Annotated in this window: 19 protein-coding genes; 9 read left to right on the top strand and 10 right to left on the bottom strand. The window is 65.3% G+C overall.

Annotated elements, in window-relative coordinates; translation table 11 throughout:
• The first annotated feature begins 31 nt into the window (after positions 1-31).
• From ACIP21_RS09380 to ACIP21_RS09360, 5 genes are all read left to right on the top strand, one after another.
• Positions 32-970 carry a branched-chain amino acid ABC transporter permease gene (locus tag ACIP21_RS09380; protein WP_400686681.1) on the top strand — a complete coding sequence of 313 codons (939 nt, stop codon included), beginning with the start codon at positions 32-34 and terminating at the stop codon, positions 968-970.
• Between the two features lie 10 nt (positions 971-980).
• Positions 981-2,228, top strand: a complete 1,248-nt coding sequence (locus tag ACIP21_RS09375) for an ABC transporter ATP-binding protein (protein ID WP_400686679.1) — start codon at positions 981-983, stop codon at positions 2,226-2,228.
• On the top strand, positions 2,225-2,998 hold the full coding sequence (locus tag ACIP21_RS09370; RefSeq protein WP_400686677.1) for an ABC transporter ATP-binding protein: 774 nt from the start codon (positions 2,225-2,227) through the stop codon (positions 2,996-2,998). The genes ACIP21_RS09375 and ACIP21_RS09370 overlap by 4 nt, the downstream gene beginning before the upstream one ends.
• Positions 2,995-3,711, top strand: a complete 717-nt coding sequence (locus ACIP21_RS09365; protein WP_400686675.1) for an ABC transporter ATP-binding protein — start codon at positions 2,995-2,997, stop codon at positions 3,709-3,711. The genes ACIP21_RS09370 and ACIP21_RS09365 overlap by 4 nt, the downstream gene beginning before the upstream one ends.
• A gap of 189 nt (positions 3,712-3,900) precedes the next feature.
• On the top strand, positions 3,901-5,298 hold the full coding sequence (locus tag ACIP21_RS09360) for an amino acid permease (RefSeq protein ID WP_400686673.1): 1,398 nt from the start codon (positions 3,901-3,903) through the stop codon (positions 5,296-5,298).
• Here the strand turns inward: ACIP21_RS09360 and mrdA are convergent.
• From mrdA to nhaA, 3 genes are all read right to left on the bottom strand, one after another.
• On the bottom strand, positions 5,276-7,168 hold the full coding sequence (gene mrdA / locus ACIP21_RS09355) for a penicillin-binding protein 2 (RefSeq protein WP_400686672.1): 1,893 nt from the start codon (positions 7,166-7,168) through the stop codon (positions 5,276-5,278). The two genes, ACIP21_RS09360 and mrdA, sit on opposite strands and share 23 nt — an antisense overlap.
• Positions 7,169-7,381: 213 nt before the next feature.
• A complete protein-coding gene (locus tag ACIP21_RS09350) occupies positions 7,382-8,764 on the bottom strand; it encodes an 8-oxoguanine deaminase (RefSeq protein ID WP_400686670.1) in 1,383 nt (460 codons plus the stop codon).
• A 123-nt stretch (positions 8,765-8,887) separates the two neighbouring features.
• On the bottom strand, positions 8,888-10,246 hold the full coding sequence (nhaA, locus tag ACIP21_RS09345) for a Na+/H+ antiporter NhaA (protein WP_400686668.1): 1,359 nt from the start codon (positions 10,244-10,246) through the stop codon (positions 8,888-8,890).
• 397 nt (positions 10,247-10,643) lie between these two features.
• Between nhaA and ACIP21_RS09340 the strand changes: the two genes are divergently transcribed.
• Positions 10,644-13,520 (top strand): HD domain-containing phosphohydrolase, encoded by a 2,877-nt coding sequence (locus tag ACIP21_RS09340; RefSeq protein ID WP_400686666.1) that lies wholly within the window; start codon positions 10,644-10,646, stop codon positions 13,518-13,520.
• Here ACIP21_RS09340 and ACIP21_RS09335 read toward each other — a convergent pair.
• The 3 genes from ACIP21_RS09335 to ACIP21_RS09325 form a co-directional block, all read right to left on the bottom strand.
• The gene (locus ACIP21_RS09335) at positions 13,504-13,824 is read right to left on the bottom strand and encodes a DUF202 domain-containing protein (protein ID WP_400686664.1); all 321 of its coding nucleotides are present in this window, start codon (positions 13,822-13,824) and stop codon (positions 13,504-13,506) included. The genes ACIP21_RS09340 and ACIP21_RS09335 overlap by 17 nt on opposite strands.
• A complete protein-coding gene (locus ACIP21_RS09330; RefSeq protein WP_400686662.1) occupies positions 13,817-14,203 on the bottom strand; it encodes a YidH family protein in 387 nt (128 codons plus the stop codon). The genes ACIP21_RS09335 and ACIP21_RS09330 overlap by 8 nt, the downstream gene beginning before the upstream one ends.
• A gap of 89 nt (positions 14,204-14,292) precedes the next feature.
• Positions 14,293-15,990, bottom strand: a complete 1,698-nt coding sequence (locus ACIP21_RS09325) for an FAD-dependent oxidoreductase (RefSeq protein WP_400686660.1) — start codon at positions 15,988-15,990, stop codon at positions 14,293-14,295.
• A gap of 185 nt (positions 15,991-16,175) precedes the next feature.
• Between ACIP21_RS09325 and ACIP21_RS09320 the strand changes: the two genes are divergently transcribed.
• From ACIP21_RS09320 to ACIP21_RS09310, 3 genes are all read left to right on the top strand, one after another.
• Positions 16,176-16,952, top strand: coding sequence for an IclR family transcriptional regulator (locus tag ACIP21_RS09320; RefSeq protein WP_400686658.1), 777 nt, complete (start codon positions 16,176-16,178; stop codon positions 16,950-16,952).
• 139 nt (positions 16,953-17,091) lie between these two features.
• Positions 17,092-18,144, top strand: a complete 1,053-nt coding sequence (locus ACIP21_RS09315; RefSeq protein ID WP_400686656.1) for a Gfo/Idh/MocA family protein — start codon at positions 17,092-17,094, stop codon at positions 18,142-18,144.
• A 23-nt stretch (positions 18,145-18,167) separates the two neighbouring features.
• Positions 18,168-18,986 (top strand): sugar phosphate isomerase/epimerase family protein, encoded by an 819-nt coding sequence (locus tag ACIP21_RS09310; protein WP_400686654.1) that lies wholly within the window; start codon positions 18,168-18,170, stop codon positions 18,984-18,986.
• A 172-nt stretch (positions 18,987-19,158) separates the two neighbouring features.
• On the opposite strand, the gene ACIP21_RS09305 is transcribed toward ACIP21_RS09310, so the two are convergent.
• From ACIP21_RS09305 to ACIP21_RS09290, 4 genes are all read right to left on the bottom strand, one after another.
• Positions 19,159-19,749: a DUF6708 domain-containing protein gene (locus ACIP21_RS09305; RefSeq protein ID WP_400686652.1), complete on the bottom strand. Its 591-nt coding sequence runs from the start codon at positions 19,747-19,749 to the stop codon at positions 19,159-19,161.
• Positions 19,750-19,910: 161 nt separating this feature from the next.
• Positions 19,911-23,096, bottom strand: a complete 3,186-nt coding sequence (locus tag ACIP21_RS09300; RefSeq protein ID WP_400686650.1) for a T6SS effector BTH_I2691 family protein — start codon at positions 23,094-23,096, stop codon at positions 19,911-19,913.
• Positions 23,097-23,330: 234 nt separating this feature from the next.
• Positions 23,331-24,653, bottom strand: a complete 1,323-nt coding sequence (locus ACIP21_RS09295) for an MFS transporter (protein WP_400686648.1) — start codon at positions 24,651-24,653, stop codon at positions 23,331-23,333.
• Positions 24,654-24,814: 161 nt separating this feature from the next.
• Complete coding sequence (locus ACIP21_RS09290) at positions 24,815-26,488, bottom strand: FAD-dependent oxidoreductase (RefSeq protein ID WP_400686646.1); 1,674 nt, start codon at positions 26,486-26,488, stop codon at positions 24,815-24,817.
• Positions 26,489-26,599: the final 111 nt, after the last annotated feature.

The following is a 26,599-nucleotide window of genomic DNA, read 5'->3' as shown; positions in this document are numbered from 1 at the left end:
CGACGACAACGCAGTTTCGAGGATTCAGCGCGTGGACGGTAATTTCGATATCTTGTTGCAACAGGTCCTCAACGGCCTGGTGCTGGGCAGCATCTATGCCCTGGTAGCCCTGGGCTACACCATGGTCTACGGCATCATCGGCCTGATCAACTTCGCCCATGGCGAGGTGGTGATGGTCGGCGCGATGGTGACCATTTCGGTACTCACGATGCTCGCCGGCGCAGGCTTCGCTCCGGGCATCCTCACCTTGCTGCTGGCGATCATGGCGGCGGCGGTGGTGTGCATGCTGCTGGCCCAGGGCATGGAAAAGTACGCCTACCGGCCCTTGCGCAAGGCGCCGCGGCTGACCCCGCTGATCCTCGCCATCGGCATCTCGATCGCCCTGCAGAACCTGGCGATGATGATCTGGGGGCGCGGCTACAAGACCTTCCCGGAAGTGGTCGAGGTGCAGCCGGTGGAGGTGTTCGGCGCGACCCTGACCAATGTGCAGCTGTCGATCATGCTGATTGCCGTGGTGATCATGCTCGGCCTCTGGCTGCTGGTCGACAAGACCCGGCTGGGCAAGGCCATGCGCGCCACCGCGCAGAACCAGGAAGTGGCCGGGCTGATGGGCATCAACATCAACCGGGTAATCAGTGCCACCTTCCTCATCGGCGCCAGCCTGGGGGCGATCGCCGGGGTGATGCGCGCCATCAACTACGGCCAGGCCGACGCCTACATGGGCTTGCTGCTGGGCCTGAAGGCGTTCTCGGCGGCGGTGCTCGGCGGCATCGGCAACCTGTTCGGGGCCATGGCCGGCGGTTTGCTGCTGGGGCTGATCGAATCGCTGGCGGCGGGCTACACCGGGCAGTTGACCGGGGGCTTCCTTGGTGCCAACTACCAGGACATCTTCGCCTTTGCCGTGCTGATCCTGGTGTTGTTGTTCCGCCCCAACGGCCTGCTTGGCGAACGCCAGGCCGACCGGGCGTGAGGAGCTGGCCATGAAAAACCTCAAGAGCCAATACCTGTTGCTGATCCTCGGCTTCATCGCCTTGCCGTTCCTGGTCGAGGCCATCCCCATGCTTGGCCCGACCTGGGTGCGCATCCTCGGCTTCGCCATGCTCTACGTGCTGCTGGCGCTGGGCCTGAACATCGTCATCGGCTATGCCGGGCTGCTCGACATGGGCTACATCGGCTTCTACGCCATCGGCGCCTACCTGTATGCGCTGCTCGCTTCGCCGCACCTGCAACTGGCCGGCCTGCTGGACAACGTGCTCGACTGGCCGGTGTGGCTGATCATCCCGCTGGCGGCAGTGGCAGCGGCCATCTGCGGGGTGCTGATCGGCGCGCCGGTGCTCAAGTTGCGCGGCGACTACCTGGCCATCGTCACCCTGGGTTTCGGCGAGATCATCCGCATCTTCATGAACAACCTGGACCAGCCGGTAAACCTCACCAACGGCCCCCAGGGCATCAGCAACATCGCGCCGCTGCACATGGACTTCGCAGCCTGGTCCCACGCACCGGGGGCGGGTGCGACGCCGGTCTTATCGCTGCAGCAAAGCTGGAGCCTGTTCGGCCTCGAGGTGTCGCCGGTGATCAGCTACTACCTGTTCTTCCTGGCCATCGTCATCCTCTGCATCGTGCTGTCCAAACGCCTGGAAGTCTCGCGTATCGGCCGCGCCTGGATGGCCCTGCGCGAGGACGAAGTGGCCGCCGAGGCCATGGGCCTGAACAAGCGCAACCTGAAGCTGCTGGCGTTTGCCATGGGCGCTACCTTTGGCGGCGTGTCCGGCGTGCTGTTCTCCAGCTACCAGGGCTTCGTCAGCCCCGAATCGTTCACCCTGATGGAGTCGATCATGGTCCTGGCCATGGTGGTGCTCGGCGGCATGGGCTCGATCCGTGGCGTGGTGCTGGGGGCGTTGATCCTGTCGGTGATGCCTGAGCTGTTCCGCGACCTGGTCAACTGGGTGCAGCCCTGGGTGATGGACCATGTCACCTTCATCAGCCGCGACATCCTGCGCAACGTGCTGGATGCCTCGACCCTGCGCATGCTGGTGTTCGGCCTGGCCCTGATTCTGGTGATGCGCTTTCGCCCCGAAGGCCTGTGGCCGTCCGACCGCCGCCGTGCCGAGCTGCACGAGGGCGACCCCGAACCGCAGCCACTGCCAGCTGCGCTCAGCACAGCCGTGCAAGCGCCTGCCAGCGAAGCCTCCTTCGAACTCCCGATCAAACAGGCGGACAAGGCATGAGCGACGTACTGCTTGAACTGCACCAGGTGAGCAAGTTCTTCGGTGGCCTGCAGGCCCTGCATGGCATCGACCTGAGCATCCGCCGTGGCGAGATCCGCGGCCTGCTGGGGCCCAACGGCGCCGGCAAGACCACCCTGTTCAACGTGCTCACCGGGCTCTACCAGGCCGAACAGGGGCGGGTGGTGTTCGATGGCAAGCCGCTGCGCATCAGCAAGCCGCACAAGGTGGCGGAGGCCGGGATATCCCGTACCTTCCAGAACATCCGCCTGTTCCACAACATGACCGCCCTGGAGAACGTCATGATCGGCCGCCACGTGCGCACCCGCAGCGGGGTGTTCGGCGCCATCCTGCGCACGTCGGCCTGTGTCCGTGAAGAGCGCGAGATCCGCGAGGCGGCGCGGCACTGGCTGAACTACGTGGGCATCGCCCATCTGGCCGGTGAGCTGGCCAGGAACCTCTCCTACGGCGACCAGCGCCGCCTGGAGATCGCCCGCGCCCTGGCCACCGAGCCTCGGCTGATCGCCCTCGACGAACCGGCGGCGGGCATGAACGCTTCGGAAACCGAAGGCCTGCGCCGGTTGATGTGCAAGATGCAGGCGGACGGCAAGACCGTGCTGCTGATCGAGCATGACGTGAAGCTGGTGATGGGGCTGTGCGACCACGTCACGGTGCTGGAATACGGCCGCAAGATTGCCGACGGCCTGCCGGTCGACGTGCAGAAGGATCCCAAGGTCATCGAGGCGTACCTCGGTGCGGAGGCAGTGGCATGAGCAATATTCTCGAAGTGAGCGACCTCAAGGTCGCGTACGGGGCGATCCAGGCCATAAAGGGCATCGACCTCAGGGTCGGCCAGGGTGAAATGGTCGCGCTGATCGGCGCCAACGGCGCGGGCAAGACCACCACCCTGAAGACCCTGGCCGGCCTGCTGACGCCGAGTGCCGGGCAAATCACCTTCGACGGCAAGGCCCACGCGGCGATCAAGGGCCATGACCTGATCCGCGCCGGCCTGGCGCTGGTGCCGGAAGGGCGGGGCATCTTCCCCAAGCTGACCGTGCACGAAAACCTGGAGATGGGCGCGTTTTCCCGGCGCGACGGCAAGGATGCGATCGCCGCCGACATCGAACGCATGTACACCACCTTCCCGCGCCTGAAGGAGCGTGCCTACCAGTTGGCCGGCACCATGTCCGGTGGCGAGCAGCAGATGCTGGCGATCTCCCGCGCGCTGATGGGCCGGCCCAAGCTGTTGTTGCTCGACGAGCCGTCCATGGGCCTGGCGCCGATCATCGTGCAGAAGATCTTCGAGACCATCCACGAGGTGGTGAAGAGCGGCGTGACCCTGCTGCTGGTGGAGCAGAACGCCCGCCTGGCCTTGCAGACCTGCGACCGCGCCTATGTGATCGATGGCGGGCGGATAAGCCTGGAAGGCTGTGCCAAGGCCTTGCTGCACGATGACCAGGTGCGCAAGGCCTACCTCGGCGAATGAACCATGCCCCGGTCTACCGGCCGGGGGCTTTTGCTCAGAACAATGACAAGAAGACCTGCACAGGCTTCACCGGCCCCTTCGCGGCTGGAGCCGCTCCTACAGGGGAGTGCAAAACCCTGTGGGAGCGGGTTCACCCGCGAAGAGGCCAGCACAGGCAGATGAAGCCTGGCCAGGTCTCCCGAAGGCTCAATGATGTCGCTGCAACCCAACTCAAACGCTGCACTGCACCACGGCCTGACCTCCCGTCAGGTCTCGATGATCTCCATCGCCGGCATCATCGGCGCCGGGCTGTTCATCGGCTCGTCCAAGGCCATCGCTTCGGCCGGTCCGGCCATCCTCATTTCCTACGCCTTGACCGGCCTGCTGGTGCTGCTGGTGATGCGCATGCTCGGCGAAATGGCGGTGGCCAACCCGAACAGCGGCTCCTTTTCCACCTATGCCGGCGAGGCCATCGGGCCCTGGGCCGGGTTCACCATCGGCTGGCTGTACTGGTGGTTCTGGGTGCTGATCATTCCGGTCGAGGCCATCGCCGGCGCCGATATCCTGCATGCGTGGTTTCCGGGCGTGCCGTCCTGGCTGTTCGCCTTCCTGATCATGGCGCTGCTGGCCTGCAGCAACCTGGTCAGCGTGAAGAACTTCGGCGAGTTCGAGTTCTGGTTCGCGCTGGTCAAGGTGCTGGCCATTGCCGCCTTCATCGCCGTGGGCGGGATGGCGGTGTCTGGTGTCTGGCCGCTGGCGAACGTCTCGGGGGTCGGCCAGCTGTGGGCCAACGGTGGCTTCGTGCCCAATGGCTGGGGCGCGGTGCTGGGCGGGGTGCTGATTACCATCTTCTGCTTCTTCGGTGCCGAGGTGGTCACCATTGCGGCTGGCGAAACGGCCAACCCGCAAGCGAAGATCCGCCGTGCCACCAACCTGGTGGTGTACCGCATCGCGATTTTCTACCTGCTGTCGATCTTTCTGGTGGTGGCGCTGGTGCCTTGGAACGACCCGGCGCTGAAGACCGTGGGCTCGTTCCAGCGCGTGCTGGAAATACTCCATGTACCGGGCGCCAAGCTGTTGGTGGACCTGGTGGTGCTGGTGGCCGTCACCAGTTGCATGAACTCCGGGCTGTACACGGCTTCGCGCATGCTCTATTCCCTGGGCGCACGGGGTGAGGCGCTGCCGGTTACCCGGCGCGTGTCGGCCAGCGGTGTGCCGGTGGCGGCGGTACTGCTGTCGACCTTGGCAGGCTTTGCCGGGTGCCTGGTCAATTATGTGTTCCCAGGCAAGGTGTTCAGCTTCCTGCTGTCGACCACGGGGTCGATCGCCTTGCTGGTGTACCTGGTGATCGCCGTTTCCCAGTTGCGCATGCGCGCACGCGCCGAGCGTGAAGGCACCGAGTTGGCGTTCAAGATGTGGCTGTTCCCGTGGCTGACCTGGGCGGTCATCGGCGCCATCCTGCTGGTGCTGGGCCACATGCTGTTCAGTGATGCCTACCGTTACGAGGCGTTGATGACGGCGGGGGTCACCGGGTTCATCCTGCTGGTGTGCGTGACCCGGCGCCGCCTGGGGCTGCTGCACGCCCCTAGCTATGCGGAGCGGGCTTGACCTGCGGCGTGCCGGCATATTGCGGTTTGAGGTGCCCCTGCTCGTCGAGCAGGTAGGCATCCATCACCTCGCGCACCACCGGGCCTGCCACGCGGCCACCGGCCTCGCCGTTCTCGATCATCACCGCCACCACCACGCTGGGGTGGTCGGCCGGGGCGAAACCGACGAACAGGGCATTGTCGCGATGGCGTTCGAGGGTCTTGTTGCGGTTGTAGCGCTCACCCTGCTTGATCGCCACCACCTGGGCCGTGCCGCTCTTGCCGGCGATCCGGTACTGGGATCCGGCTGCCGAGGCGCGGGCGATGCCGCGCGGGTCGTGCATGACCATCTGCATGCCCACGTTGACCTGGTCCCAGGCGTGCTTGTCGTGCAGCACGATGTCCGGCATCGGGTTCGGGTCCACCGGGGTTTCGCCACCGACGGTCATCGCCAGGTGCGGGCGGTGCCACACGCCCTTGCTGGCCAGCAGGCTGGTGGCCTGGGCCAGCTGCAGCGGGGTGACCTGCATGTAGCCCTGGCCGATGCCGAGGATCAGCGTCTCGCCGGGGAACCAGGCCTGGCGCCGGGTGGCGCGCTTCCAGGCTTGTGACGGCATCAGCCCGGGGGCTTCCTCGAACATGTCCAGCGAGACCTTCTGGCCCAGGCCGAACTCGGCCATGTAGTCGTGCAGGCGGTCGATGCCGAGCTTGTGCGCCAGGTCGTAGAAGTAGGTGTCGTTGGAACGCATGATGGCGGTGTACATGTCCACCCAGCCGTCACCGCTGTGGTTCCAGTTGCGGTACTTGTGGTCGTAGTTGGGCAGCTCGTAGTAGCCGGGGTCGAACACCCGGCTGCCGGGGGTGATCACGCCGCTGTCGAGGCCGGCGATGGCGACTTCCGGCTTGACCGTCGAGCCCGGCGCGTACAGCCCGCGCAGCACGCGGTTGAACAGCGGCCGGTCGATCGAGTCGCGCAGGGCGGCGTACTGCTTGAAGCTGATGCCCTTGACGAACAGGTTGGGGTCGAAGCTCGGGTTGCTGACCATGGCCAGCACGTCGCCGTTGGCCGGGTCCAGCACCACCACCGCGCCGCGGCGGTCGCCCAGGGCCTTTTCCGCGGCCACCTGCAGGTGCGAGTCGAGGCTGAGGATGATGTCCTTGCCGGGGATCGGGGCCTTGTGGTTGAGCACGCGCATGACCCGGCCCTGGGCGTTGGTCTCGACCTCTTCGTAGCCGACGTGGCCGTGCAGCTGGGCCTCGTAGAAGTGCTCGATGCCGGTCTTGCCGATCGACTGGGTGCCGCGGTACTCGGTGCTGTCGAGGGTCTTGGCTTCCTTTTCGTTGATGCGGCCGACGTAGCCGACCGAATGGGCGAAGTGCTCGGCCAGGGGGTATTCACGGATGAACTGCGGCTCCACGTCCAGGCCCGGCAGGCGGAACTGGTTGACCGCGATCAGGGCGATCTGCTCCTCGGTCAGGCCGACCATCAGGGTCACCGGCTCGAACGGCTTGCGGCCACGGCGCAGGTCCTTGTCGAACTGCTTGCGGTCGTCTTCGCCGAGGCCAAGGATCTGCGCCAGGCTGTCGAGCACCTCCGCCGAATTGCCGGCGCGCTCGCGGGTCATGGTCAGGTCGAAGCTGGGCTTGTTGTCGGCCAGCACCACGCCATTGCGGTCGTAGATCAGCCCGCGCTCGGGGGCGATCGGCAGGATGTGCACGCGGTTGTTTTCCGAGACCGCGGTCTGCTGGTCGTGCTGCAGTACCTGCAGCACGTAGAGCCGGCCCACCAGCACGGCACACAGGCTGAACACCAGGGCGGCGCAGGCCAGCAGCCGGCGGTTGACCAGGAGTTTTTCCTTTTCGTGGTCCTTGAGGGGGATTGGCTGTGGCATGGTGGCTCTGTGTCGGAGCGGGCTTGTCCCGCGAGCGAATGGGCCGCCTAGCGGCCCCAGGGCCGGCGATGCTACGCAACCCCGCCCCGGGCCTCAAGGCAAGGGCGGCCCAGGCACAGGGCTGGATCGGGTGTGTACCCCAGCAGCAGGGCGCTCACAGCCAACATGAAGTTTTGTTCATGTTGCTCCGCGAACACCCGCTGCCGGGCGTGCTCAGTCGCCGCTGACCAACTGGCAAGCCAGCTGGTTGTGGCGCTCCAGCACCCGCGGCAGGTCGACAGTGGTGATGCGGCCATCCTGCACCACCACGCGGCCGTTGATGACGCTGGTGTCGACGTGGGTCGGGGTGCAGAACACCAGGGCCGCCAGCGGGTCATGCAGGGCACCGGCGTAGGCCACGTGGCCCAGGTCGAAGGCGACGAAGTCGGCGACCATGCCCGGCACCAGGGCGCCGATGTCGTTGCGGTTGAGCACCTTGGCGCCACCCAGGGTGGCGATTTCCAGGGCTTCGCGGGCGGTCATCGCATCCGGGCCGAAGCCCACGCGCTGCAGCAGCAGGGCCTGGCGCACTTCGCCGATCATGCTGGCGCCGTCGTTGGAGGCCGAGCCGTCGACGCCCAGGCCCACCGGCACGCCGTGGTCGCGCATCTTGCGGATCGGCGCGATGCCCGAGGCCAGGCGCATGTTCGAGCACGGGCAATGGGCGACGCCGGTGCCGGTGCGGGCGAACAGCTCGATGCCGTGCTGGTCGAGTTGCACGCAGTGGGCGTGCCACACGTCATGGCCGACCCAGCCAAGGTCTTCGGCGTATTCGGCCGGAGTCATGCCGAACTTCTCGCGGCTGTAGGCGATGTCGTTGACGTTCTCCGCCAGGTGGGTGTGCAGCGACACGCCGTACTGGCGCGCCAGCACCGCGGCTTCGCGCATCAGGTCGCGGCTCACCGAGAACGGCGAGCAGGGCGCCACCACCACCCGCAGCATCGAGCCGTGGCTGGCGTCGTGGTAGTCCTCGATCAGGCGCTGGGATTCCTTGAGGATGTCGCTTTCCTTTTCCACCACCGAGTCCGGCGGCAGGCCACCCTGGCTCTGGCCCACGCTCATGCTGCCGCGCGCGGCGTGGAAACGCATGCCGATCTCGCTGGCGGCGTGGATGCTGTCGTCGAGCTTGCAGCCGTTGGGGTAGATGTACAGGTGGTCGCTGGAGGTGGTGCAACCGGAGAGGATCAGTTCGGCCATGGCCGTCTGGGTCGACACCGCGATCATTTCCGGGGTCAGCCGCGCCCAGATCGGGTACAGGTTGGTCAGCCAGTTGAACAGCTCGCCGTCCTGGGCCGCCGGCACCACGCGGGTGAGGCTCTGGTACATGTGGTGGTGGGTGTTGACCAGGCCGGGAATGACTACCTTGCCGCGCATGTCGAGCACCACGTCGGCGTGGCCGGGCAGGGTGTCGCTGGGGCCGACCTGTTTGATCAGGTTGTCTTCGATGTACAGGCCGCCGTTCTTTATTTCACGGCGTTGGCCGTCCATGGTGACCAGCAGTGCGGCGTTCTTGACCAGCAAGGTCTTGGGGGCGTGTTGCAGAGGAGCTTGTTGCATGGCTTGAGCCTGGCGCAATACGCAACGACGGTTGCCGGTGTCGTAGGCGCCCAGGGCATGTAAGCAAAGTTTGCATTTTTTGTATACATCAAAATGACCGGGGCCCGCAGGCCCCGAATCGGTTCAGCCCGCTTGCAGCGGGGCCTTGGCGCCGGCCTTGCGCATCACCAGCACGCCCCAGGCCAGGCCCAGCACGGCGGCGATCACCGAGCCCGACAGCACCCCAAGCTTGGCCGCGCCCAGCGAGGCGGGGTCGCTGTAGGCGAGGTTGGCAATGAAGATCGACATGGTGAAGCCGATGCCGGCCAGCAGGCCGATCAGCGTGATGCCGCGCCAGTCGACCTGGGCCGGCAGGCTGCACCAACCCAGGCGCACCATCAGCCAGCTGACGCCGATGATGCCGATCGGCTTGCCCGCCACCAACGCCACGGCCACAGCGGTCATCACCCAGTGCGGCCCCTCGGCGGACAGGTCGATGCCCGACAGGCCGACACCGGCATTGGCCAGGGCGAACAGCGGCATGATCGCGTAGGCCACCCACGGGTGCAGGGCACCGCCCACGCGGGTTACCGGGGCGACCAGTTCACGCTGGGCCAGGCGCAGGCGTTTCAGCGGGTCGATCAGGTCGCCGGTGTCCGCCTTGGGTGCCTTGGCCCGGCCCAGCAGATCGTCGGTGAAGCGGTGGATCGCATCCAGCGGGCGCTCGCCCAGAGGCATGGCGACCACCGGCGTCATCAGGCCGAGCACCACGCCGGCCAGGGTCGGGTGGGCACCGGTCATCAGCATGCCGACCCAGGTGATGGCGCCGGGAATCACATAGGCCCAGGCCGAACCGATGCCGATCTTCTGCAGCCCGATCACCAGCAGCAGGCCGATGGCGGCCACGCCGAAGCCACTGTAGTCGAGGCCGCCGGAATAGAAGATGGCGATGATCAGCACGGCGATGATGTCGTCGATGATTGCCAGCGCCAGCAGGAACACGCGGATATTGGACGGGATCGACTTGCCCAGCAGCGCCAGCACGCCGACGGCGAAGGCGATGTCGGTGGCGGTGGGCACGGCCCAGCCCTGCTGCTCGGCCGGGGCATGGCCAAAGGCCAGGTAGAGCAGCGCGGGGACTGCCACCCCGCCAACGGCCGCCGCCATGGGCAAGGTCGCCTGGCGCAGGCTGGCCAGGGCGCCTTCGTGGATTTCGCGGCGGATTTCCATGCCCACGACCAGGAAGAAGATGGTCATCAGGCCGTCGTTGATCCAGAAGTGCAGGGATTGCGCATAGCTGAACGAGCCGATGGCGAAGCCCACCGGGGTGTGCCAGAGGGCGTCGTAGCTGGCGGCCGCAGGCGAGTTGGCCCAGATCAGCGCGGCGATGGCGGTGATCAGCAGGACGATGCCGCTGACGGCCTCGATGTGCAGGAAACGCTCGAAATTGGCGAATGCGCGTTGGGCCAGACGCTGGGCACGCGTCAAGGAGGTTTTTTGCATGGGCGCAAGGACTCCCGCATGGCGGCCCGACCAGCGTTGTTCTTTAACCTGCCTCACTGCACGTTGCAGCTAGCACCCGGCGGGGAGTTTAGCGGGTGGGGGCGGTTAGGCCAAGGGTGGCTGGTAATCGCCGCCCTGGAGCAGGCTGCAAACCAACGCGAATTTAGCATAAAACAAGTATTTCCTAGGCTAGAAATGGTAATGCTAGGCTTCATTGCCTGCTATACCGCAGAAGGGCGCGGATCAGCCCTCGCTTGTTCTGGCTGATTACACTGTTTGAAGTCGCCACATAAGGAATGCTGCGGATGGTCTGGGTGTTTTCGGGTCGTGCTGCCAAGTTGGCAGGTCGCTGCCGGGCGGGCAGGGTGTGCATCGGGCGTCCAGGGAGGGCGCTGCCATGAACACGCCCGGACGTGGCATTTCCCTGCAATGGCTGATCGCTCTGGCGATCATGCTGGGCATGCTGCTGCTCGGCGCCGGCCTGGCCTGGCAGGGCTACCGCGGCATCAGCCAGACCCTGGTGGCAGCTGCCGGCGATGCCGCGCAGCAGGTGGGCAAGACCATCGACGAGCGCGCCCGCCGCCTGGTCGGCCCGGCCCAGAGCAGCATTCGCCTGCTGGCCTTCAACCCGGCCGCCCGCACCTTGGAGCAGCGCCTGGCGCAGTTGCCGCAACTGGTCGAGAACCTCAACGGCAACAAGATGCTCAGCGCTGCCTACGTCGGTTACCCCAATGGCGAATTCCTGCTGGTGCGGCGCCTGAGCGACCCGGCATTGCTGCAGCGTTTTGCCGCGCCAGCCAATACCCGCTTCCTGGTGCAGACCGTGACCCTGGGTGAGGATGGAGCGATGCGCGGCGAGTGGCGCTTCTACGACCGCGCCCTGGCCCTGCTCCAGGCCCAGCCCAAGCCGGACTACCGCTACGACCCGCGCCAGCGCCCCTGGTTCGTCGACGCCGCCCAGCGCCCCGGCACCGTGCTGACCCGCCCCTATGTGTTCTTCACCACCCGCGAGATCGGCCTGACCATGGCCCAGCGCAGTGTCGACGGCGCCGCAGTGATCGGCCTCGACGTTTCGGTCGACGACCTGGCCAGCGAGACCCGCGACCTGCGCATGACCGCCGGCACCGAGATCGCCGTGGTCGATGACCAGGGCCGTGTGGTGGCCTACCCCGACCTGCAGCGGGTGGTCGTCCATGAGGGCAACCACGTGCGCCTGTCCAGCGTCGCCGAACTGGGCATCCCCGGCCTGCAGCACATCTACGCCGAACAGCCCCAGAGCACCCGGCCGTTGCTGTTCCAGGCGGCGGACCAGGCCTGGTACGGCATGCGCGTGCCGCTGACGACCCTGGCCGGGCAGAAGCTGCAGGTGTTGATTGCAGTGCCGGCCCACGAGTTGCTGGCCGGGGCGCGCAAGGTGCTGTTCGACCAGTTGCTTTGGACGGCGGCGCTGATGGCCGTGCTCCTGCTGCTGGGCGGGCTGATCGGGCGGCGTATCGGCCGCCCGCTGCACCTGTTGGCCGAGCAGGTGCGCGGCCTGGCCGACTTCGATTTCAGCCGCCAGGTGGGCGTGGCATCGCGGGTTTCCGAAGTGCGCGAGCTGAGCCACGTGCTCAGGCGCATGGCCGGCACCATCCGCAGCTTCCAGGCCATCACCCTGACCCTGAGCCGCGAAACCCAGCTCGAACGCATGCTCGACGGCGTGCTCCGCCACCTGGTGGATGCCGCTGGCGTCGGCGGCGGCGCGGTGTACCTCTACGAGGCCGAGCACCAGCAGCTGCGCCTGGCCGCCGCATGCCGGGGCGAGGGCTACCCGGCCGCGTTGGCCGTGCGTGAAAGCGACCTCGACGCGCTGGCGGCCATTGTCACCCAGGCCCTCGAACTGCACGGGCGCAGCCTCGCCGTGGTGCTCGATGACCGCAGCCATGAGCGGCTCGGCATTCTCGTCCTGCAGTTGCGCGGCGAACAGGCCGGCAATGCCGTGAGCGAGCCGTTCCGGCGCTTCGTCGAGGAGCTTTCTGGTGCCGCCGCCGTGGCCATCGAGACCCGCCAGCTGGTCGAAGCCCAGCAGCGCCTGCTGGACGGCATGATCAAGCTGCTGGCCGATGCCATCGACGCCAAGAGCCCCTACACCGGCGGGCACTGCGAGCGCGTGCCGCAACTGGCGCAGATGCTGCTGGACAAGGCCGTGCAGGCCGACAGCGGCCCGTTCGCCGGCTTCTCCATGAGCGAGGCCGAGCGCTACGAATTCCGCATCGCCGCCTGGCTGCACGATTGCGGCAAGATCACCAGCCCGGAATACGTGGTGGACAAGGCGACCAAGCTGGAAACCCTGTACAACCGCATCCACGAAGTACGTATGCGTTTCGAGGTGCTCTGGCGCGATGCCGAGCTGGCCTATTGGCAGGGGCTGGCAGCGGGCGAGCAGCAAGCGGTGCTGCAACGCACGCTGGAGCAGGCCAGAGCGCAGTTGCAGGAAGAATTTGCCTTCGTCGCCAAGGCCAATATCGGCGGCGAGTTCATGGAAGAGGCCGACATCGAACGTTTGCAGCGCATCGGTGAGCGCCGCTGGCAGCGCCATTTCGACAACCGCCTGGGCATTTCCCGGGACGAGGCCCAGCGCTTCGCCGGGCAGTTGCCGCCGCCGTTGCCGGTGGCCGAAGCGCTGCTGGCCGATCGCCCCGAGCACCGCGTGCCCTGGGGGCCGCGCAAGCCGCCGGTGGCCAAGGACGACCCGCGCAACACCTGGGGCTTCGACATGCGCCTGCCGGCCCACGCCAGCAACCACGGCGAGCTGTACAACCTGGCGATCCGCCGGGGCACACTGAACGATGAAGAGCGCTTCAAGATCAACGAACACATCGTCCAGACCTTGATCATGCTCACCGCGCTGCCATTCCCGCGCCAGCTGCGGCGGGTGCCGGACATCGCCGGCAACCACCACGAGAAGATGGACGGCAGTGGCTACCCGCGCCGGCTGCGCATGGGCGAGCTGAGCGTTGCCGAGCGGGTGATGGCGATTGCCGACATCTTCGAGGCACTGACCGCCGCCGACCGGCCGTACAAGCCGGCCAAGACCCTGTCCGAGTCGGTGAAGATCCTGGTGTTCATGGCCCGCGACCAGCATGTCGACCGGCAACTGCTGAAGCTGTTCCTGGCCAGCGGCGTGTACCGCGAGTATGCGCAACGCTTCCTGCGGCCCGAGCAGATCGACGAGGTGGATGTGGGGTACTGGCTGGCGCAGCTCGAAGAGGTCTCGGCTACCACGCCAGGATAGCCGCGAGTTCCACCGCGCACAGCGCAGTGACGCACAGCGCCAGCCACAGGTTGACGCTGATGCTGGAGGCGACGGTCTCGGCTTGCAGGCCCGTTACATGGCGCAGGTAACGCCGCCTCAGGCGCAGCCAGGCCAGGCCTGCGGCCAGCAGGCAGAGCACCGCCGGAGCCACGGCGAGCCAACGGTGGTGCGGCACCCAGCGCAGGAAGAAACAGCTGCACACCACCATTGCCATGATCGTCCGGCGCCAGGCCAGCAGCGTGCGTTCCGGCTGCAAGCCGTCATCGGCGGTGGCTTCAGGCATGGAAGAATACCGCGTAGGCGAACACCACCATCACCAGCGACACGCCGATCGACAGCGCCGGGGCGATCAGCGGGAACGGCAGCGGGCGCTTCTGGCGCATTGCCCGTTCCACACTGAGCCAGCGGACGAAGGCCGGCAGGCTCAGCAGCAGCGCCAGGCAGATCAGCGACACCGCCAGCAGGCGTCGGGTGCCGGCGCTGAAGATCTCGGCGGTGAACATGTCCACGGCGATGCCGCTGGCCAGCAGCGCCAGGGCGGTGCGGATCCAGGCCAGGAAGGTGCGCTCGTTGGCGAGGGTGAAACGCGGGTCCGGCTCCTGGCCATCGGCGAGGAACTTGTTGGCCAGCCAGCCGCGCGACGGCTCGGAGTTCTTGTTCAAAGGCGCTGGTCCTCCTTGGGTAAAGGTCGGTGGTGCCCCAGTTTTATGCGCAAGCCCGGCCAATGTCCACGCCTGGATGCGTTGTCCCTCTATTCGTATGCCGTTACGCCGCTGATATGCCGCCCGGCGACATAGCCGAAGGTCAGCGCCGGGCCCAGGTTGATGCCGCCGGACGGGTACCAGCCGCCGAACACGCTGGCCATGTCGGTGCCGGCCGCGTACAGGCCGCCGATCGGCTGGCCGGCGGCGTCGAGCACACGGGCGTGGCCGTCGGTGCGCAGGCCGGCGAAGGTGCCGAAGCAGCCGGGCTGCACCTTCACCGCGTAGAACGGGGCCTGTTCGAGCGGCGCGACGCAGGGGTTGGGCCCAGTGTGTCGAGGGTCACCCTGCTTGCGATTGAAGGGCGTCGAGCCGCGGCCGAAAGCCGGGTCCTGGCCATGCCGAGCATGGGCATTGAAGTCGGCCACCGTGGCGCTGAGCCCGGCCGGGTCGATGCCGCACTGCGCCGCGAGCTGTTCGAGGGTGGCCGCGCGCTTGAGGTAGCCGCTGCGCACATGCGGCCCCACCGGCAGCGGCGCCGGGCGCGCATGGCCGAGGCCGTAGCGGCGCTGGAAGCGGTGGTCGCAGATCAGCCACGAGCACGCTTGCTGGTCTTGCGGGACCGCCGCGAGCATGGCCGAGACATAGTCGTAGTAGCCGTGCGCCTCGTTGACGAAGCGCTTGCCGTCGGCCAGCACACCGATGATGCCTGGCTTGCCGCGCTCGATGATGTGCGGGAAGTGGCCGATGCTGCCGTCGCGGTGCGCAACTTTCGACACGGGCGCCCAGGCCACGGGCGATTTGAGGTCGGTGGCCACCACGCCACCTGCGGCTTCGCCCAGCCTCAAGCCATCGCCCGAACAGCCGGGTGGCGGCAGGGCGAGGAGCTCGCTGGCGTGCCGTGGGACGAGTTGCTGGCGGCGGGCGCTGTCGTGGGGGAAACCACCCGCCGCCAGCACCACGGCCCTGGCGCGGATCGAGCGCATGCCCTGGGCGCCGTCGACCACGGCCCCCAGCACCTTGCCGTCCTCCATCAGCAGGCGCCTGGCCGGGGTCGACTCCAGCAGTTGCACGCCCAGGTCCTCGGCCGATTTCGCCAGCCGCGCCACCAGCGCCACGCCGTTGACCAGGTGCATCGCCCGGCCATGACGGGCCAGGTGGTAGAGGTGGCGGCCAAAGCGCTTGCACACATGCAGCAGGGCACGCGGCGAGCGAGTCATGTCGAGGAAGGCGGCCAGGTCGCTGCCGGCCATGATCGGCATGCCCATGAACGAGGTTTCGCGCATCGTCCGGCGCAGACGCGGCAGCAGCGCGCCGACTGCGCGGGCGTCATAGGGGGCGGCGATCAGCTGATGGCCGCCAAGGGCGGCGCCGGGCGTGTCGCCGTGCATGTCGGGGATGCCGTTGCCCTCGGCGAACTGCAAGGCGGTGTGGTTTTCGAAGAACGCGACCATGTGCGGGCAGGCCTCGAGAAAGGCGTCGACCCGTTCGGCGTCATACTGCTCGCCCAGTTCATGGCGCAGGTAGGTGCGCGGTTGCTCGATGTCCTCATGGATACCGGCGCGCCGTGCCAGCGGGTTGCGCGGCGCCCAGGCCCAGCCGCCGGACCAGGCGGTGGCGCCGCCGAATACATCGTCCTTTTCCACCAGGATGACCTTCTGCCCATGCCAGGCGGCGGTGACGGCTGCGGCCAGCCCGGCCGCACCGGAGCCGATGACCAGTACATCGCAATCGGTTGGTTGGGGCATTGCGGCATCTCCTGCATTATTATTGGAACAAGATTCCATATTCTTTGGGTGGAGCAGTCGGTCGCGCAAGCTGATCGGCCAAGTTGTGGTCGATAATCGGACATTTCCGTGTCGCTACAATCCGGCAGCTATCGACCTCATGGAATCATCTTCTAGAATTCGCCAATTTTTCAGGGACTCATCTCATGGCTGGTAGTCAGATCGAACGCGCCTTCAGTCTTGTGGAAAGCCTCACCGGCGAACCACATGGCCTGCCGCTGCAAACCCTCGCCGAGCGCCTGGACATCCCCAAAAGCGCCACCCACCGCATGCTCACCGAGCTGGTGCGCCTGGGCTACGTGCGCCAGAACCGCGACAACGGTCGCTACCAGCTGTCGGCCAAGCTGGTGGCCCTGGGCTTTCGCTACCTCTCCAGCAGTGGCGCCGACATCATCCAGCCGATCCTCGACCGCCTGGCCCAGGACAGCGGCGAACTGGTGCGCCTGGGGGTGATCGACGGCGGCCGCCAGACCTGGATCGCCAAGTCCCAGGGTGCCCGCTCCGGGCTGCGCTACGACCCGGACATGGGCCGCGATGCGCCGCTGTTCTACACCGCCTCCGGGCATGCCTGGCTGGCCAGCCACGACGACGAGCAGGCGTTGCAGATGGTGTTGCGCCAGGGCATCGCCGACCCCGCGCAGTTCGGCCCCAATGCACCACGCTCCACCGATGAACTGCTCGCCTACCTGCAACGCGCCCGCGAGCGCGGCTATGCCTGGGTCGAGCAGACCTCGGCCATCGGCACCTCGGCCTTGGCGGCCGTGGTGCGCCGCCCGCAGAGCGACGAGGTGATTGGCGTGCTGAGCATCGCCGGGCCCAGCGCCCGCCTGGCGCAAACCCGCCTGGATGAGCTGGCGCCGCTGTTGCTGGCGGCGGCGCAGGAGCTGTCGGCAGCCAGCCTGGCCAGCGAACTGTTCGCCTGATGCGCATTTGCGGGCGATAAACGCACAGTCTGTTGCCAGAGGTGTTCTGAAAAGCTGAACTTGGTTCTACATTGCTCAAGGTCGATTCTGGAATTTGTTTCCATAATCGCGCCAACAACAATGACAAGAGGACAGCGCGTTGAACTCACCCCTGCGAATCGCCCTGATCGGCGCCGGTATCATGGGCCGCCAGCATTATCAGCACCTGCGTCGTCTGGCCCAGGCGCAACTGTGCGCCGTGGCCGACCCAGGCCCCCAGGCCGAGGCGTTTGCCGCCGAATGCGGCGTGGCCTGTTTCGCCGATCACCGACAGATGCTCGAACAGGCCCGGCCGGATGCGGTGATCGTCGCCAACCCCAACAACCTGCACGTCGCCACGGCGCTGGATTGTGTCGAGGCCGGCGTGCCGGTGCTGGTGGAAAAACCGGTGGGGGTGCACCTGGATGAAGTCCGCGCCTTGGTCGACGCCTCGCGCCGTCGCGGCGTGCCGGTGCTGGTCGGCCACCACCGGCGGCACAACCCGCTGATCGCCAAGGCGCACCAGGTGATCAGCGAAGGCAAGCTCGGCCGGCTGATCAACGTCACCGCGCTGTGGCAGTTGCAGAAGCCCGACAGCTACTTCGAGACGCCCTGGCGTCGCGAACCGGGTGCGGGCTTCCTGCTGACCAACCTGATTCACGACCTCGACCTGCTGCGTCACCTGTGCGGCGAGGTGGTGCAGGTGCAGGCCTTCACCCGCAACGACGTGCGCGGCTTCGCCAACGAAGACAGCGCGGCGGTGCTGCTGCAATTCGCCAACGGCGCCCTCGGCAGCCTGACCGGCTCCGACGCGGTGGCGGCGCCCTGGAGCTGGGAGCTGGATTCCGGCGAAAGCCCGGTCTACCCGCGCCAGGACGGCCAGCCGTGCTACCTGCTGGCCGGCACCCAGGGCGCGTTGAGCATCCCCCAACTCAAGCGCTGGCACTACGAACAGCCCGGCTCCGGCTGGCACACGCCGTTGCTGCAGAACGACGAAACCATAGCGGCAGGCGAGGCCCTGACCTTGCAGTTGCAGCACTTCATCCGCGTTGTCCGCGGTGAAGAAGCGCCACTGATCGACGCCGCCGACGGCGGCCGCACCCTGGCCCTGATCGAAGCGATCCGCCAGGCCGCCGAAAGCGGCCGGGCCTGTGCGCCCGAGCCCATCGCCTGACTCCACTCGCCCTGGACAACGACATGACTGAACGAATCTTTTCCCTGGCTGCACTCACCGTCCTCGAACTTTCCCCACCCGAGATGGTGGAAGCCGCAGCTCGCGCCGGCTACAGCCACGTCGGCCTGCGCCTGGTACCCGCCACCGAGCAGGAACAGCACTTCCCACTGGTAGCCGACCCCAGCCTGCGCCGCCAGACCCAGGCACGCCTGCGCGACACCGGTATCCAGGTACTGGACCTGGAAATCCTGCGCCTGAAACCGGACACCAACGTAGCCGATTTCGAGCCCATCCTCGCGATCGGTGCCGAGCTGGGCGGCACCGAGCTGCTGGTAGCCGGCAACGACCCGATCGAGGCGCGCCTCACCGAGCGTTTCGCCGAACTGTGTGACCTGGCCGCCGGCTACGGCATTCACCCGCACCTGGAGTTCATGCCCTGGACCGACGTGCGCGACCTGCGCCAGGCCATGCGGGTGGTGACCAACGCCGACCGCGCGAACGGTTGCGTGCTGGTGGATGCCTTCCATTTCAACCGCTCGCGCTCGTCGCTGGACGACCTGGCGCAATGGCCGGCGCAACGCATGCGCTATGCCCAGCTGTGCGATGTCGCCGGGCCGGTGCCGAGTGATATGGACGAGATCCTGCGCCAGGCGCGCAACGAGCGGCGCTTCCCGGGGGAGGGGGATGCCGACCTAGTGGGCTTGTTGGGAGGGTTACCGGCAACGGTGCCGCTGAGCCTGGAGATCCCCACGCGGCAGTTGATGGAGCAGGGCATCAGCGGTGAGCAGCGGGCGCGGATGGCGCTGGAAAAAGCCCGGGCGGTGCTCGAAGCGGTGGGCTGAAAATGTACTTTGTGGGAGCGGGCTCGCCCTGCGAACACCGGCGAAGCCGGTGCCATGCACCCTGTTGCCTGCTTCGCGCTGGTTCGGCCCCCCGGTGAACTCGCTTCCACAATATGTTGCTGAATCAACGAGCCCATGTAGGCATTCCCGTGCTTGTGGATGTATGGAAGTGCTATGGCGCTGTCTTTGACTCCTGATCCATGTCGGCCGGCCACTCCACCTTGGGCGCAAGGCGCAGGGCGAATTCACACCAGAGGACGTCGTTGTGGTCTTTCGGTGGGCCGGGTGGTGGTAGTGCGCAGGGGCCCTCTTGCATGTAAGTGCAGACATAGGCCCAGGCGTGTTCGTCGGCGCCCATGAACGTCAGGTTGAAACGATCGAGTACATTGTTTGTGCCGGGTTTTACGATTGAAAGCATGACGCCCCATTTAAATATGGACCCGGCATGCTGCCACCAGCGTTCGGCGCGGACTTGGCTCCAGTCGTAAGACACCGGGACGATTCGCCAATTCCCAAATGGGTTCCACCACTGGCTCTGAAAATTATAAGCATAAATTTTTTGTCGGGCGCGGTTGAATCGTATCGGTTCGTCCCTAGGCGAGGCTGTATCGATACGGAAGCAAGAGGCCGTTATAAGGACCCCTACCAGTAATATGCCTGTGCCCACCAAAGTGAACCATGGCATGCCGATTCTAATGCTCTCAATAATCAGCCATGGCGTCCACAAGGTCGCGGCTCCTGTAATTAATGAAATGAATGACATTATGCCACGTGCTCGCAATTGGCTTCGCGGGACTTCCAGGTATATGTCGTCTTGATGGTTGGGGTTTTGTTTGCCAAGACTTGTTGCAATCAGAGGGGGCGTGAGTGGGTGCGGCAAATCTTCCCTCCAACCCGCGCAGGGTGGATTCAATAGTGGCGAGCTCATGGCTTCCTCGCATATCTTAACTTGTCTTCACGGGTGGTGAGCTGCGCGTATCCGATCTCGTCATCGGCGTCTGGCCAATAAATAAGCGTTAGCTCGATGGCACTGATCTCATGGTCGTCGAATAAAGGAATAGAACCGTTAATTTTAAGGGCGTCGTCGTGTGATTTTACAGTTGGAGGCTCGTGTACATCCCTCTGCAAAATGGCATTTGTTTTTGCGTTAACGATAAGTGGTGAGGCGGAGTCGGAATTGCTCGCTGAAATTAAAGTGACTGGGCCGTGGCCATTCGAGGAAGGGGTGAAAACTATCAATGTCCATTTGTATCGCGAACGTTTGGGATCGAAGCCAGGTAGCACGATGTTGTAGTCTAGCGTGAAGCCAGAAGGGACTTCTGCGCCGGTGTGGATGATTGAGCCAATGGGTGATGTGGCTCGAATAATATTTGAATTCTGAAGTTTAATATTTATTTTTGCGCTGGCGTTAACGCCTATGGCTGCTGCATTTAGTGCTCCAATCGCTGCGTCGATGTGATCTTCCGTAATCCAATGACGGCGGTCGACAGGAAGGCCCCATCTGCTTTGGCGAGCCCATAACTCAAGGAGAGTTGACTCCATTTTTTTCGCCAAGGTAGCGAAACCGTATGCTAATAAGCCCAGTCCGATAGCAATCCCCAGTGATCCCAGAAAAGCGCCAGTGAAAAATGCAGCATATCCTGCGAACCCGAAGGTCAAGAAGCTCAGTACGCTGGCAAAATTATAAGCGGACGCAGATTTTGAGTCTCCTTGTTGTGAAGACCGCTGCCCGGCGTTTAGGTATTGCTTGGCATCCATCGCAAATGCTAGGGACGCTATTACGCCTCCATATTTTGCGAATTTTGGTCCTAATGACGCGGTTGCAGTTACGCTAGACAGTCCTGTCGGGGGCCGTAAAAACTGAGCGGCCAATCCCGCACTTTCAATACCGGCGCCGAGTGCACTCAGCGAGGACGATCCTATGGCAGCCCACACTTCAGGATCCTGATTAGCGACTTTGAGAGAAGTCTCGTAGTTGCGCGCCAAGCTATCCTGATTGAGCCAGAGACTCCCCAAGGCCAGCAGCAGCTTCGACCCATGCACCCCTGCATTTGGACTGTGCAGGCCACGAAACGCCTCACTGGCCAGCGTCCGTGCTGACGCTGCGCTGATCTTGAAACTGTCGGCAGCGAACCCTGCACTGGTTCGCAAGATATCCGCGCCGATGCTGGCGCTGCGCAGCATGTCACCAACACCCCCGGCTGCAGTAGCGCGCAGCTGCTCCAGGCGCGCATGCAGGTTCTCGGCACTGTCCAGCGTCCAGATCATCACGTCGATCATCCGGTTGCGATTGCCTGGCGCCGCGATATGAATCGCCCCACTGAGGACCATGGCCCTGACCTTGCGTGCAGCCGGCTTGCGGAACTGCTCGTCGAGCTTGCTGAGGTAGACATTGGTACGTTGCTGCAACGGTTCGTTGAGCAGGCTCATGTACTCACCCAAGGTGAGCGAGAGCCTGATCTGGGTGACCGGTTGCCCGGCGAAGAGCAGGAGCGAGGCGATATGCACATGGCCGATCAGTGCCCTGGCCTGCCTGGAAATGTGCTGGCCGAGGGCGTTGCCTGCGCCGGCGGTGGCGGCGAGTAACTGGCCGATGGCGTCCTGCAGCGGTTGGATCATCATCCTTTCGCCTTCCGGACTGGCGATGATCCCCTTGATCGAATCATGCAGCTTGTTGAGATCATCGCCGGTGAGGCCGTGCACGATCTGTGGCATCAGGTCCTCATGCCTGGCCATCAGCGCCTGGTACAGCAGGCTGTCGGGGGCCTCGAGCAATTGCTGCCAGAGCTTCTGGGTAGCCCCGAGCGCTGCGTCTTCATGGGCCGGCAATTCGGTGGGGCCGCCCGCGAGGCAGGCCGACATCATGGATATGAAATATTCGGCGGACAGGCGACTGGTGGCGCTGTAGTCAAGGTGGCCAATACGCTGAAACGCCCGCTGGGCGTAAAAGTGGGTATACAGCGCACCGACCTTATCGACCATCGACTGCCAGTATTTCAGTTCGCGGTCATAAGCCGCTTGAAACGCTGCGCGGGCACCCTCGTCATAACGCTCTTCCAGGCGCTCCCGTGCCTCCTCTTGCTTGTTTTTGATGGCACGGGGGGCTTGGGCTTCGATGTCTATCGGCGGCAGGTAGACCTTGGCGCTGATCGGGCTGTCATTCCACTTGTCGACGTGCCTGGCCTGCTGCTCGGTCTCTTCCACGGCTTTTACCGCTGCCCTGGCATCGTTCAGTTCGCGAATTCCCAGCAAGGCCTGTGAGGTGAACAATTCGAAGTGACGCTGGGGCTCGGCGCGCCATCCCTGCATGTCGCGGAACCAGCTGGTGCGCTGGGCATTGGCCTCCATGACCAGGCCGACCGGGTCGGGTACGGTCAGGGCCAGCACGCCGTTTGGAAGCTGCTCTTTCTGGATGGTGGTGCGTACATGGGTATGGGTGGCAAACAACCGATGCATGCGCTGATAGTAGCCATGGCAGCTGGTGAACTTGCCAGTGGAGTAGGTGGCGTATTCGAGCACTTCACCCAGGCCCAGCTCGGCATCGGTCATGGCGATGCCGACACTGGCCGGGTCGTTGCGAGCGGTGTTCAGGTCGAGTTCGACAAAACGGTCGAGGTATTGCGGTTCTCCTCTGACAATGCTGTCCCGGTAATTGTCCAGCACGTCACGCGGCCAAGGGTCATTGGCGAAGGCGATCCAGGCCTTGCTGAACAGCTGGGTATCGATGTTGATGAAGGAAGCGAGGACATCGTGGTCCTTGGTTTCGCAGTGTTTGTTCAGCGGCCATCCGGGTGCCAGCGGCATCTGTGACACCGGGAAGCGGCGCAGGGCACCTTCGGGCGTGACCTGATAGGCGTGCCAGATTTCCTGGTCGAGCAGCACGTAGACATAACCCTGGCGCAGGACGCGCAGTTGATTCATGCGCAGCGGCGTGTAGGTGATTTCGCTGTCGCGGGCGACGAGGTAGGTTTTCGTATCCTGAGGGTGCGGGGCATAGGCTTCACGCAACAGCAGGATGGGCAGCCCGGAACGTTCGCAGGCATTGCAGGTGCCATACGGGTTGGGGATTTCTTCCTGCATGGCGATGCTGATGGCTTTGCTGATACCCATGAATGGCTCCTTGCGAGTGGCGGCGTGAGCAGACGATCTGCCTCCGTGCGGAGTCGTCGGTGCTCGCGCCTGACACTAGCGAGGAATCAATTCATGGGGGAGTTGCACGATTCCCAAATGGTTGTAGGAAAAGTAGACGCAGTGGTATTTCAAGCCTTGCGCCCCTGGGAAAACAGGCGAAAAAAAGGGCCCGTCCAAGGGCCCCATCGAGGTAAAGGGTGAAATGCGCGCTTACTATTCTTCAAGCTTGCGCGGTGCCATGAAGTACAACCAAATCAGCGCCAGGAAGTACATGGCCGGAATCATGGTGAACAGCACGGCGTAATTATTGTTGGTCGCGGTCAGCACGCTGCCGACGATCTGCGTCATGAACATGCCGCCCACCGCCGCGCACATGCTGGCGAAGCCGAACACGGTGCTGATCAGGTGCTTGGGCGTGTAGTCCATCACCAGCGCCCAGATGTTCGCGGTCCAGGCCTGGTGTGCGCCGACCGCCACGGCGATGGCCAGCACCGCGACCCACAGGCCGCTGGCGTGGGCGGCGAAGATGACGCTGACCATGGTGCAGGCGAAGATCAGCATCGACACCAGGCGCGCGGTGGTGGCGCGCATGCCACGGCCGATCAGCCACGACGAGAGGATGCCGCCACCGATGCTGCCGAAGTCGGCGGTCAGCCAGATCAGCATCAGCGGAATGCCCATCTGGGTCACGCTGATGCCCAGGTTGTACTGCTGGTTGAGAAACGGCGGCAGCCAGTACAGGTAGAACCAGAACACCGGGGCGGTGATCGCGAAGGCCACGGTGAAGGCCCAGGTGCCGCGCATGCCGAGGATGCGGCTGAACGGCAGGCGCGCCACTTCCGGTTCGGCTTCCTGCTGGATGTAGTCCAGTTCGCTCTGGCGGACCGAGGGATGATCCTCCGGGTTGAAATACTTCAGGGCCCAGAACACCAGCCACACCAGGCCCAGGCAGCCCATGGCGATGAACGCGGCCTGCCAGCCCCAGGCGGCGAGGATCAGCGGCAGCAGCGCCGGGGTGAGCATGGCGCCGACATTGGTGCCGGCATTGAACAGGCCGTTGGCGATCGCGCGTTCACCGGCTGGGAACCACAGGCGCACGGTCTTCACGCAGGCCGGGTAGTTGGCCGCCTCGGTCAGGCCGAGGATGAAGCGGCAGACCATGAAGCCGGCGGCCGAGGTGGCCAGGCCGTGGGCACCGGTGGCCAGGCTCCAGAGCAGGACGGCGATGAAGAAGGCGCGCTTGACGCCGATCCTGTCGATCAGCCGGCCCTGCAGCAGGAAGCCGACGGCGTAGCCGACCTGGAACCAGAAATTGATGTTGGCGTAGTCCATCGACGTCCAGTGCATGGCCTCTGCCAGCACCGGTTGCATGATGCCGAGTGCGGCACGGTCGATGTAGTTCAGGGTGGTGGCGAAGAACACCAGGGCGAGCATGCCCCAGCGGGTCTTGCCGACGGCGAAGGCGCCGCGGATCTTGTCGCCGATGCCGCCCGAGGGCAGCCGCGGGACGGCGGTGTTGAGCTTGGAGTGGTTCATATCCTGGTCGTTTCTTGAAATTGTAATGAACGGCGGTTTCTCGAACGTGACCTGGCCCCAGGCAGGGCATACACGCAAGGCCGGTGCATGGTGGGCAGTGAATCGACGACCGTCAATTCAAAGGTTTGGCAAATGTTCGGTTATCGAACGTAAGTCACCTGCTATTGGCCGGCCAGCGCCTTGCCGGCCAGGTAGCCGAAGGTCATGCCCGGCCCCAGGGTGATGCCTCCACTAGGATAGTGCCCGCCCATGATGCTGTGCATGTCGTTGCCGACGGCGAACAGGCCGGGTATCGGCTGCCCGGCGTGATCGAGCACGCGGGCCGAGGCATCGGTGTGCAGGCCGGCGAAGGTGCCCAGGCTGCCCGGCAGTAGTTTAACCGCGTGGAAGGGGCCTTTGAGCAGCGGGCGCAGCGAAGGATTGGGGGCCTGCAGCGGGTCGCCCTGGGCCCGGTTGTAGGCCGATGCGCCGCGCTGGAATAGCGGGTCCTGGCCCATGGCCGCCTGCTGGTTGAAGCCGGCGACGGTGCGCTGCAGCTGCAGCGGGTCGATGCCGCAGCGCTGCGCCAGTTGCTCCAGGGTGCGTGCACTGAACAGGTAGCCGCGCCGCTGATAGAAGCCGGTGGGGAATGGGAAGGGTTTCGCCCAGCCGATGCCGTAACGGCGCTGCGCGGTGTGGTCGCAGACCAGCCAGGCTTCGTGCGGCTCGCCCGTGGGCGTGGCGGCGAACAGCGCGTTCATGAAGTCGTGGTAGCAGTCGGCCTCGTTGACGAAGCGCTTTCCATCGCGCCGCACGGCGATGAAGCCGGGTTTGGCGCGGTCGATCAGGTGCGGGAAATGGCCGATGCTGCCGTCGGCGCGTGGCACTTGCGAGACCGGTGCCCAGGCCCCGGCATGCGCCAGCTGCGCACCGATATGGCCGCCGGCCTGCTCACCCAGGCGCAGGCCGTCGCCGTTGTTTTCCGCCGGCGCGGCAGAATGATGCCCAGAGCCATCGGGCGCATGGGGTATCAGTTCTGCGATGCGCTGACGGTCATGGGCGAAGCCACCGCAGGCCAGCACCACGCCGCGCCGCGCGTGGATTCGCTGGCCGTTGGCGAACTGCGCACCGGCGATGCGCCCGGCGCCGAGCAGGGCGGTGGCCGGCAGGTCGGTGAAAAACGTCACGTCGAGGTCCAGGGCGCTGCGCAGCAGGCGGGCGACCAGGGCGTTGCCGTTGACCAGTTGCAGGCCGCGGCGCTGCAACAGCAGGTCGCGGCCATGGCGCAGCAGGCGTTTGCCGACGTGCAGGGCGGCCTTGGGCGAGCGGCGGGCATTGAAGAAGGCCGCCATGTCGGCGCCCCCGGCGATACCCATGCCGCCCAGGCTGACGATGTCCAGCGGCGGACGCAGCCTGTGGAGCCAAGGGCCGAGCCTGCGTCCGTCGAACGGCAGTGCGCACAGCGAACGGCCGCCGCGTGCGCTGCCATCGCCCTCGCGCATGTCCGGCAGGTGGCTGCCGGACTGGAACTGCACGGCAGTGTGTTGCTGGAAGAACGCCACCATCTCCGGGCCATGGCGCAGGAACGCACGCTGGCGCGGGTCCAGTGCGGCGACCTGGGTCTGGGCGCGCAGGTAGCGTTCCGGCGCATCGTCGGCTTCCACCCGGCCTTCGGCGATGGCCAGCGGGTTGCGCGGGATCCACAGCCAGCCCCCCGACCAGGCACTGGTCCCGCCAAGTTGCCCGGCCTTTTCCGCGACGATCACTTTCAGGCCGTGATGCGCGGCGGTCACGGCGGTCGCCAGGCCCGAGGCGCCTGAGCCGATCACCAGGACATCACATTCGAGTGGTTGCATGGTGCACTCCTTTCAAAACTGACGCGGCCCCTGTGGGAGCGGGTTCACCCGCGAACACCGGCAAAGCCGGTGCCATATGCCCAGTTGGATTCTTCGCGGGTAAACCCGCTC

It is taken from the genome of Pseudomonas sp. NPDC089401, from assembly GCF_044749485.1.
Taxonomy (GTDB): domain Bacteria; phylum Pseudomonadota; class Gammaproteobacteria; order Pseudomonadales; family Pseudomonadaceae; genus Aquipseudomonas.
The sequence above is the reverse complement of the archived record's forward strand: the minus strand, read 5'-3'. Positions and strand labels throughout refer to the sequence as shown.

Coding starts and splice junctions, on each gene's coding strand:
- ACIP21_RS09305 (WP_400686652.1), bottom strand. CDS start 19,749: ATGTCATTCATTTCATTAATTACAGGAGCCGCGACCTTGTGGACGCCA.
- nhaA (WP_400686668.1), bottom strand. CDS start 10,246: ATGCAAAAAACCTCCTTGACGCGTGCCCAGCGTCTGGCCCAACGCGCA.
- ACIP21_RS09350 (WP_400686670.1), bottom strand. CDS start 8,764: ATGCAACAAGCTCCTCTGCAACACGCCCCCAAGACCTTGCTGGTCAAG.
- ACIP21_RS09300 (WP_400686650.1), bottom strand. CDS start 23,096: ATGGGTATCAGCAAAGCCATCAGCATCGCCATGCAGGAAGAAATCCCC.
- ACIP21_RS09375 (WP_400686679.1), top strand. CDS start 981: ATGAAAAACCTCAAGAGCCAATACCTGTTGCTGATCCTCGGCTTCATC.
- ACIP21_RS09295 (WP_400686648.1), bottom strand. CDS start 24,653: ATGAACCACTCCAAGCTCAACACCGCCGTCCCGCGGCTGCCCTCGGGC.
- ACIP21_RS09340 (WP_400686666.1), top strand. CDS start 10,644: ATGAACACGCCCGGACGTGGCATTTCCCTGCAATGGCTGATCGCTCTG.
- ACIP21_RS09335 (WP_400686664.1), bottom strand. CDS start 13,824: ATGCCTGAAGCCACCGCCGATGACGGCTTGCAGCCGGAACGCACGCTG.
- ACIP21_RS09360 (WP_400686673.1), top strand. CDS start 3,901: ATGATGTCGCTGCAACCCAACTCAAACGCTGCACTGCACCACGGCCTG.
- ACIP21_RS09320 (WP_400686658.1), top strand. CDS start 16,176: ATGGCTGGTAGTCAGATCGAACGCGCCTTCAGTCTTGTGGAAAGCCTC.
- ACIP21_RS09310 (WP_400686654.1), top strand. CDS start 18,168: ATGACTGAACGAATCTTTTCCCTGGCTGCACTCACCGTCCTCGAACTT.
- ACIP21_RS09370 (WP_400686677.1), top strand. CDS start 2,225: ATGAGCGACGTACTGCTTGAACTGCACCAGGTGAGCAAGTTCTTCGGT.
- ACIP21_RS09290 (WP_400686646.1), bottom strand. CDS start 26,488: ATGCAACCACTCGAATGTGATGTCCTGGTGATCGGCTCAGGCGCCTCG.
- ACIP21_RS09325 (WP_400686660.1), bottom strand. CDS start 15,990: ATGCCCCAACCAACCGATTGCGATGTACTGGTCATCGGCTCCGGTGCG.
- ACIP21_RS09365 (WP_400686675.1), top strand. CDS start 2,995: ATGAGCAATATTCTCGAAGTGAGCGACCTCAAGGTCGCGTACGGGGCG.
- mrdA (WP_400686672.1), bottom strand. CDS start 7,168: ATGCCACAGCCAATCCCCCTCAAGGACCACGAAAAGGAAAAACTCCTG.